The organism is Nocardiopsis sp. Huas11 (assembly GCF_003634495.1).
Classification (GTDB): domain Bacteria; phylum Actinomycetota; class Actinomycetes; order Streptosporangiales; family Streptosporangiaceae; genus Nocardiopsis.
Genome location: NZ_RBKY01000001.1, coordinates 7,423,931 through 7,430,915, shown reverse-complemented (window position 1 = coordinate 7,430,915; position 6,985 = coordinate 7,423,931). Strand labels below are relative to the sequence as shown.

The window sequence follows — 6,985 nt, the reverse complement described above, 5'->3', positions numbered from 1 at the left end:
CGTCGGGGGCGTGCGCTTCTACGAGCGCAAGGAGATCCGCGACATCCTGGCCTACCTGCGGGTACTGGCCAACCCCGAGGACACGGTCAGCCTGCGCCGCATCCTCAACGTGCCCAAGCGCGGGATCGGCGCGCGGGCGGAGGAGGCCGTCGAGCTCTTCGCCGCCCGGGAGCGGATCTCGTTCTCCCAGGCGCTGCGCCGGGTCGACGAGGCGCCCGGGATCGCGGCCCGCTCGGCCAAGGCGATCCAGTCGTTCGTCGCCCTGCTGGAGGAGCTGGGCAAGACGGTCCCGACCGGCACGCCGGCGGAGATCGTCGAGGCGGTGCTGAGCAAGACCGGGTACCTGTCGGAGCTCGCGGAGTCCAAGGACCTCCAGGACGAGAGCCGGGTGGAGAACCTGGAGGAGTTCGTGGACGTGGCCCGGGAGTTCGAGCACACCTTCGCGACGCTGCTGGAGCAGGAGCCCTCCGACGAGGAGGGTGAGGACGGCGGGGAAGCGGGATCGGCGCTCGACCCCGGGGACCCGACGCTCGTCGACTTCCTGGAGCGCATCGCGCTGGTGGCCGACACCGACCAGATCCCCGACGCGGACGACGAGGGCGGGTGGTCACGCTGATGACCCTGCACGCGGCCAAGGGGCTGGAGTTCCCGGCGGTGTTCCTGACCGGCATGGAGGACGGGGTCTTCCCGCACACCCGGACGCTCGGGGACAAGTCGGAGCTGGAGGAGGAGCGGCGGTTGGCCTACGTGGGCATCACGCGCGCCCAGAAACTGCTCTACCTGAGCCGGGCCGCCGTGCGCAGTGCCTGGGGACACCGTCCTACAACCCGGCGTCGCGCTTCCTCGACGAGATCCGTCCACGCTGGTGGACTGGCGCCGGGCGGAGTCCACACTGGCGCCGCCGCCCAGCCGCGGCCTGTCCGGTGGCTGGGGCGGCGGAGGTTCGAGTGCCGGCTTCGGTGGCGGCTTCGGCGGTGGATCGCGTTCGCGCGCAGGCGCGGCCCGGCCGACCAAGGAGGCCCCGACGCTGAGCGTGGGCGACCTGGTCAACCACGACTCCTTCGGTATGGGACGGGTCCAGCTGGTCGAGGGCTCGGGGGACAAGACGAAGGCGCGCATCGACTTCGGTGCCGACATCGGCGAGAAGGACTTCCTGGTCAAGTACGCGCCGATCGAGAAGCTCTGAGCGCGAGGGTCGCCGGAGCGGCCCGTTACGTGGCTGTTCGTCCGGTGTTGCGGCTGCGCTGTAAGCCACGACACCCGGAGTTTCCTGAAACGTGTCCGACGCACTCCCGGCCGGGGGTAGAGTTGGCCAAGACCGAGCGAGACGAAACGCGGCTCCACAGGAGCGGCGGGCGTGCCGGTCACTCTCCAACTTCCAGACCTCACTCTCCCGTGCGGCGTGCTGTGCACGACCTGACGGTGGGACGGGGTCGGGATCCGAACTTCCGGTTCGAGCAGTGTTTCGGGTCGGGTAGGCTCGGGGAGTTGCTTCAAAGGCCGGGCGAATTCGCCGGGTCGGAAGAAGCGAAACGGGCTTTACCCCGATCAATTGCTCCGAAACCGCCGATTTGGCGGGGCACGGAACACCTGATAAAGTAAAGACACAACGAAGCGTCCAAGCCGCTCACAGCGGTGGAAACGCAGACAAGACAGCCTTCCACGGAAGAGCGAACGGGCCGGAAACGGCACCGGGGCTTGTACGGGATGAGCGGTTGCTTCTTGAGAACTCAACAGCGCGTGTTTGAATTTCTTTAAGCCATGTTTGTTTTGGCCCCGTCACACTTCGGTGTGAAGGGTTCCTTTGATTGGCCATCGTAAGATGGTCGGTCAGGATTACTTCTAGGTTTACCCGCCCAGGTACCGTCCGCGGTGGCCGGGTTAGGGTTGTATGACCTTTATGGAGAGTTTGATCCTGGCTCAGGACGAACGCTGGCGGCGTGCTTAACACATGCAAGTCGAGCGGTAAGGCCCTTCGGGGTACACGAGCGGCGAACGGGTGAGTAACACGTGAGCAACCTGCCCCTGACTCTGGGATAAGCGGTGGAAACGCCGTCTAATACCGGATACGACCGGCCACCTCATGGTGGACGGTGGAAAGTTTTATCGGTCAGGGATGGGCTCGCGGCCTATCAGCTAGTTGTGGGGTAAAGGCCTACCAAGGCGATTACGGGTAGCCGGCCTGAGAGGGCGACCGGCCACACTGGGACTGAGACACGGCCCAGACTCCTGCGGGAGGCAGCAGTGGGGAATATTGCGCAATGGGCGAAAGCCTGACGCAGCGACGCCGCGTGGGGGATGACGGCCTTCGGGTTGTAAACCTCTTTTACCACCAACGCAGGCTCCACGTTCTCGTGGGGGTTGACGGTAGGTGGGGAATAAGGACCGGCTAACTACGTGCCAGCAGCCGCGGTAATACGTAGGGTCCGAGCGTTGTCCGGAATTATTGGGCGTAAAGAGCTCGTAGGCGGCGTGTCGCGTCTGCTGTGAAAGACCGGGGCTTAACTCCGGTTCTGCAGTGGATTACGGGCATGCTAGAGGTAGGTAGGGAGACTGGAATTCCTGGTGTAGCGGTGAAATGCGCAGATATCAGGAGGAACACCGGTGGCGAAGGCGGGTCTCTGGGCCTTACCTGACGCTGAGGAGCGAAAGCATGGGGAGCAACAGGATTAAGATACCCGTGGTAGTCCATGCCGTAAACGTTGGGCGCTAGGTGTGGGGACTTTCCACGGTTTCCGCGCCGTAGCTAACGCATTAAGCGCCCCCGCCTGGGGAGTACGGCCGCAAGGCTAAAACTTCAAAGGAATTGACGGGGGCCCGCACAAGCGGCGGAGCATGTTGCTTAATTCGACGCAACGCGAAGAACCTTACCAAGGTTTTGACATCACCCGTGGACCTGCAGAGATGTGGGGTCATTTAGTTGGTGGGTGACAGGTGGTGCATGGCTGTCGTCAGCTCGTGTCGTGAGATGTTGGGTTAAGTCCCGCAACGAGCGCAACCCTTATTCCATGTTGCCAGCACGTAATGGTGGGGACTCATGGGAGACTGCCGGGGTCAACTCGGAGGAAGGTGGGGACGACGTCAAGTCATCATGCCCCTTATGTCTTGGGCTGCAAACATGCTACAATGGCCGGTACAATGGGCGTGCGATACCGTAAGGTGGAGCGAATCCCTAAAAGCCGGTCTCAGTTCGGATTGGGGTCTGCACTCGACCCCATGAAGGTGGAGTCGCTAGTAATCGCGGATCAGCAACGCGCGGTGAATACGTTCCCGGGCCTTGTACACACCGCCCGTCACGTCATGAAAGTCGGCAAACACCCGAAACTTGTGGCTAACCCTTCGGGGAGGGAATGAGTGAAGGTGGGGCTGGCGATTGGGACGAAAGTCGTAAACAAGGTAGCCGTACCGGAAGGTGCGGCTGGATCACCTCCTTTCTAAGGAGTCTTTCAAAGGCCAACTCTTTCCTATGGTTGGCCGGACTCGAAAGTGGACCCGGCCGGTACAGGTTGTCTGTGCTGGGTGTCGGGAGTGGCTTGAAGGAATCGAACTTTGCTCCTGGTGACTAGAAGCGCCAGGGGCGCGCTGTTGGGTGTCTGAGGAAGCAACCTCGGACCATCGGACCTTGTGGGTCTGGTGGGTTGTGTTGTTTCCCGCGGACCGCCTCTGAGAACTCTTCAGGTGCCATCGGGACGAGGATCTCGTTTGGTGTGAGTGGTGTCGGGGTGTTGCGGTTGGTGTTTTGATTTGTGAATAGTGTGCGCGAGCATCTTATTATCTGTAGTGGCCAAGTGATAGTGGCACACGGTGGATGGCCTTGGCATCAGGGCGCCGATGAAGGACGTGGGAGGCCGCGATAGGCCACGGGGAGCTGTCAACCGAGCTTTGATCCGTGGGTTGTCCGAATGGGGAAAACCTAGCCCGAGTTGTGTCGGGTTGCCGCCACCTGAATGTATAGGGTGGTTGGTGGTGACGCGGGGAAGTGAAACATCTCAGTACCCGTAGGAAGAGTAAACAAAAGTGATTCCCCTAGTAGTGGTGAGCGAACGGGGAAGAGGCTAAACCGTATGCGTGTGATAGACGGCAGTCGTTGCGTGTGCGGGGTTGTGGGGCGCATCTTTTTCGGGTCTGTCGGCCCGGAGCGCTGATGCTGGTGATAGTTGAATCCGTTGGGAAGCGGAAACCGTAGTGGGTGAGAGTCCCGTAGACGAAGTTGCCGGCTAGGTGTTGGTGTGTTCCCGAGTAGCGCGGAGCCCGTGAAATTCCGTGTGAATCTGGCAGGACCACCTGCTAAGCCAAAATACGTCCTGATGACCGATAGTGCACTAGTACCGTGAGGGAAAGGTGAAAAGTGCCCCGGTGAGGGGTCGTGAAATAGTACCTGAAACCGTGTGCTGTCAAGCCGTCAGAGCTGAAGCTTGTCTTTGGTGATGGCGTGCCTTTTGAAGAATGAGCCTGCGAGTCATGGTGTGTGGCGAGGTTAACCCGTGTGGGGTAGCCGTAGGGAAACCGAGTCTGAATAGGGCGTTTGAGTCGCATGCTGTGGACCCGAAGCGGAGTGATCTACCCATGTCCAGGGTGAAGCGGGGGTAAGACCTCGTGGAGGCCCGAACCCACCAGGGTTTGAAAACCTGGGGGATGAGGTGTGGGTAGGGGTGAAAGGCCAATCAAACTCCGTGATAGCTGGTTCTCCCCGAAATGCATTTAGGTGCAGCGTCACGTGTTTCTTGCTGGAGGTAGAGCTACTGTTTGGCTGATGGGCCCTACAAGGTTACTGACGTCAGACCAAACTCCGAATGCCGGTTAAGTTAGAGCGTGGCAGTGAGACTGCGGGGGATAAAGCTTCGTAGTCGAGAGGGAAACAGCCCAGATCATCAGCTAAGGCCCCTAAGCGTGTGCTAAGTGGGAAAGGTTGTGGAGTTGCCCAGACAACCAGGAGGTTGGCTTAGAAGCAGCCATCCTTTAAAGAGTGCGTAATAGCTCACTGGTCAAGTGGTTCTGCGCCGATAATGTAGCGGGGCTTAAGTACACCGCCGAAGCTGTGAAGCTCAAGACTTGTTCTTGGGGTTGGTAGGGGAGCGTCGTGCATCCGGAGAAGCTGCCGAGTGATCGTGTGGTGGAGGGTGTGCGAGTGAGAATGCAGGCATGAGTAGCGAAAGCAACGTGAGAAACGTTGCCGCCGATTGACTAAGGGTTCCTGGGGCAGGTTAATCCGCCCAGGGTGAGTCTGGACCTAAGGCGAGGCCGACAGGCGTAGTCGATGGATAACGGGTTGATATTCCCGTACCCGTGCACGAGCGCCCAGTACCGAGGCGACGGATGCTAACCACGCCGGCTCCTTCTGAGACCTTCGGGTCGAGGTTGTGGCTGGTCTGGGAACCGATGTTGTAGTAGGTAAGTGATGGGGTGACGCAGGAGGGGTAGCTCTACCCGGCGGTGGTTGTCCGGGGGTAAGCGTGTAGGCCGGTGTGTTGGCAAATCCGCACACCGTGAGGCTGAGACGTGATGCCGAGCCGTTTTCGGTGAAGTGAGTGATCCCATGCTGTCGAGAAAAGCCTCTAGCGAGTTCGTGTGTGGGCCAGTACCCTAAACCGACGCAGGTGGTCAGGTAGAGAATACCGAGGCGTTCGGGTGAACCATGGTTAAGGAACTCGGCAAATTGTCCCCGTAACTTTGGGAGAAGGGGAGCCCTGTCTGGTGATGGTCTTTACGGCCTGAGCTGGGTGGGGTCGCAGATAGCGGGGGGAAGCGACTGTTTATTAAAAACACAGGTCCGTGCGAAGTCGTAAGACGCTGTATACGGACTGACGCCTGCCCGGTGCTGGAACGTTAAGAGGACTGGTTAGTGGGTTTCGGCCTGCGAAGCTGGGAATCTAAGCGCCAGTAAACGGCGGTGGTAACTATAACCATCCTAAGGTAGCGAAATTCCTTGTCGGGTAAGTTCCGACCTGCACGAATGGCGTAACGACTTCCCCACTGTCTCAACCATGGGCCCGGTGAAATTGCACTACGAGTAAAGATGCTCGTTTCGCGCAGCAGGACGGAAAGACCCCGGGACCTTCACTATAGCTTGACATTGGTGTTTGGGATGGTTTGTGTAGGATAGGTGGGAGCCTGTGAAGTCGTCACGCTAGTGGCGGTGGAGGCGTTGGTGAAATACCACTCTGACTGTTTCGGGCATCTAACTTTGGACCGTGATCCGGTTCGGGGACAGTGTCTGGTGGGTAGTTTAACTGGGGCGGTTGCCTCCCAAAGAGTAACGGAGGCGCCCAAAGGTTCCCTCAGCCTGGTTGGTAATCAGGTGTTGAGTGTAAGTGCACAAGGGAGCTTGACTGTGAGACGGACGTGTCGAGCAGGAGCGAAAGCTGGGACTAGTGATCCGGCACCGGCGTGTGGAAGCGGTGTCGCTCAACGGCTAAAAGGTACCCCGGGGATAACAGGCTGATCTTCCCCAAGAGTCCATATCGACGGGATGGTTTGGCACCTCGATGTCGGCTCGTCGCATCCTGGGGCTGGAGTTGGTCCCAAGGGTTGGGCTGTTCGCCCATTAAAGCGGCACGCGAGCTGGGTTTAGAACGTCGTGAGACAGTTCGGTCCCTATCCGCTGTGCGCGTTGGAGACTTGAGAAGGGCTGTCCCTAGTACGAGAGGACCGGGACGGACGAACCTCTGGTGTGCCAGTTGTCCTGCCAAGGGCATGGCTGGTTTGCTACGTTCGGGAGGGATAACCGCTGAAAGCATCTAAGCGGGAAGCTTGCTTCGAGATGAGGTCTCCTGCCTCCTTTGAGAGGGTAAGGCTCCCTGTAGACGACGGGGTTGATAGGCCGGGTGTGGAAGCCCTGTGAGGGGTGGAGCTGACCGGTACTAATAGGCCGAGGGCTTGTCCGCTGCAGATAATTGGGTGCTCGCGCATATTTTTCACATTTCCTACGGTTTTCCCGTTGTGGATCTGGTTCCCCTTTTGTGGGGTTGAGCTGGGTTTGTGGTGG

At 59.7% G+C, this 6,985-nt stretch carries 2 rRNA genes and 1 pseudogene; all 3 read left to right on the top strand.

The features are described from left to right. Positions 1-1,186: pseudogene (locus tag DFP74_RS34845) on the top strand (3'-5' exonuclease); the annotation flags it as partial. 711 nt (positions 1,187-1,897) lie between these two features. Next, a 16S ribosomal RNA gene (locus DFP74_RS33105) occupies positions 1,898-3,434 on the top strand. 347 nt (positions 3,435-3,781) lie between these two features. Continuing rightward, positions 3,782-6,885 (top strand): 23S ribosomal RNA (locus DFP74_RS33100). The 16S and 23S rRNA genes sit together here, the layout of an rRNA operon. The last annotated feature ends 100 nt before the right edge of the window (positions 6,886-6,985 follow it).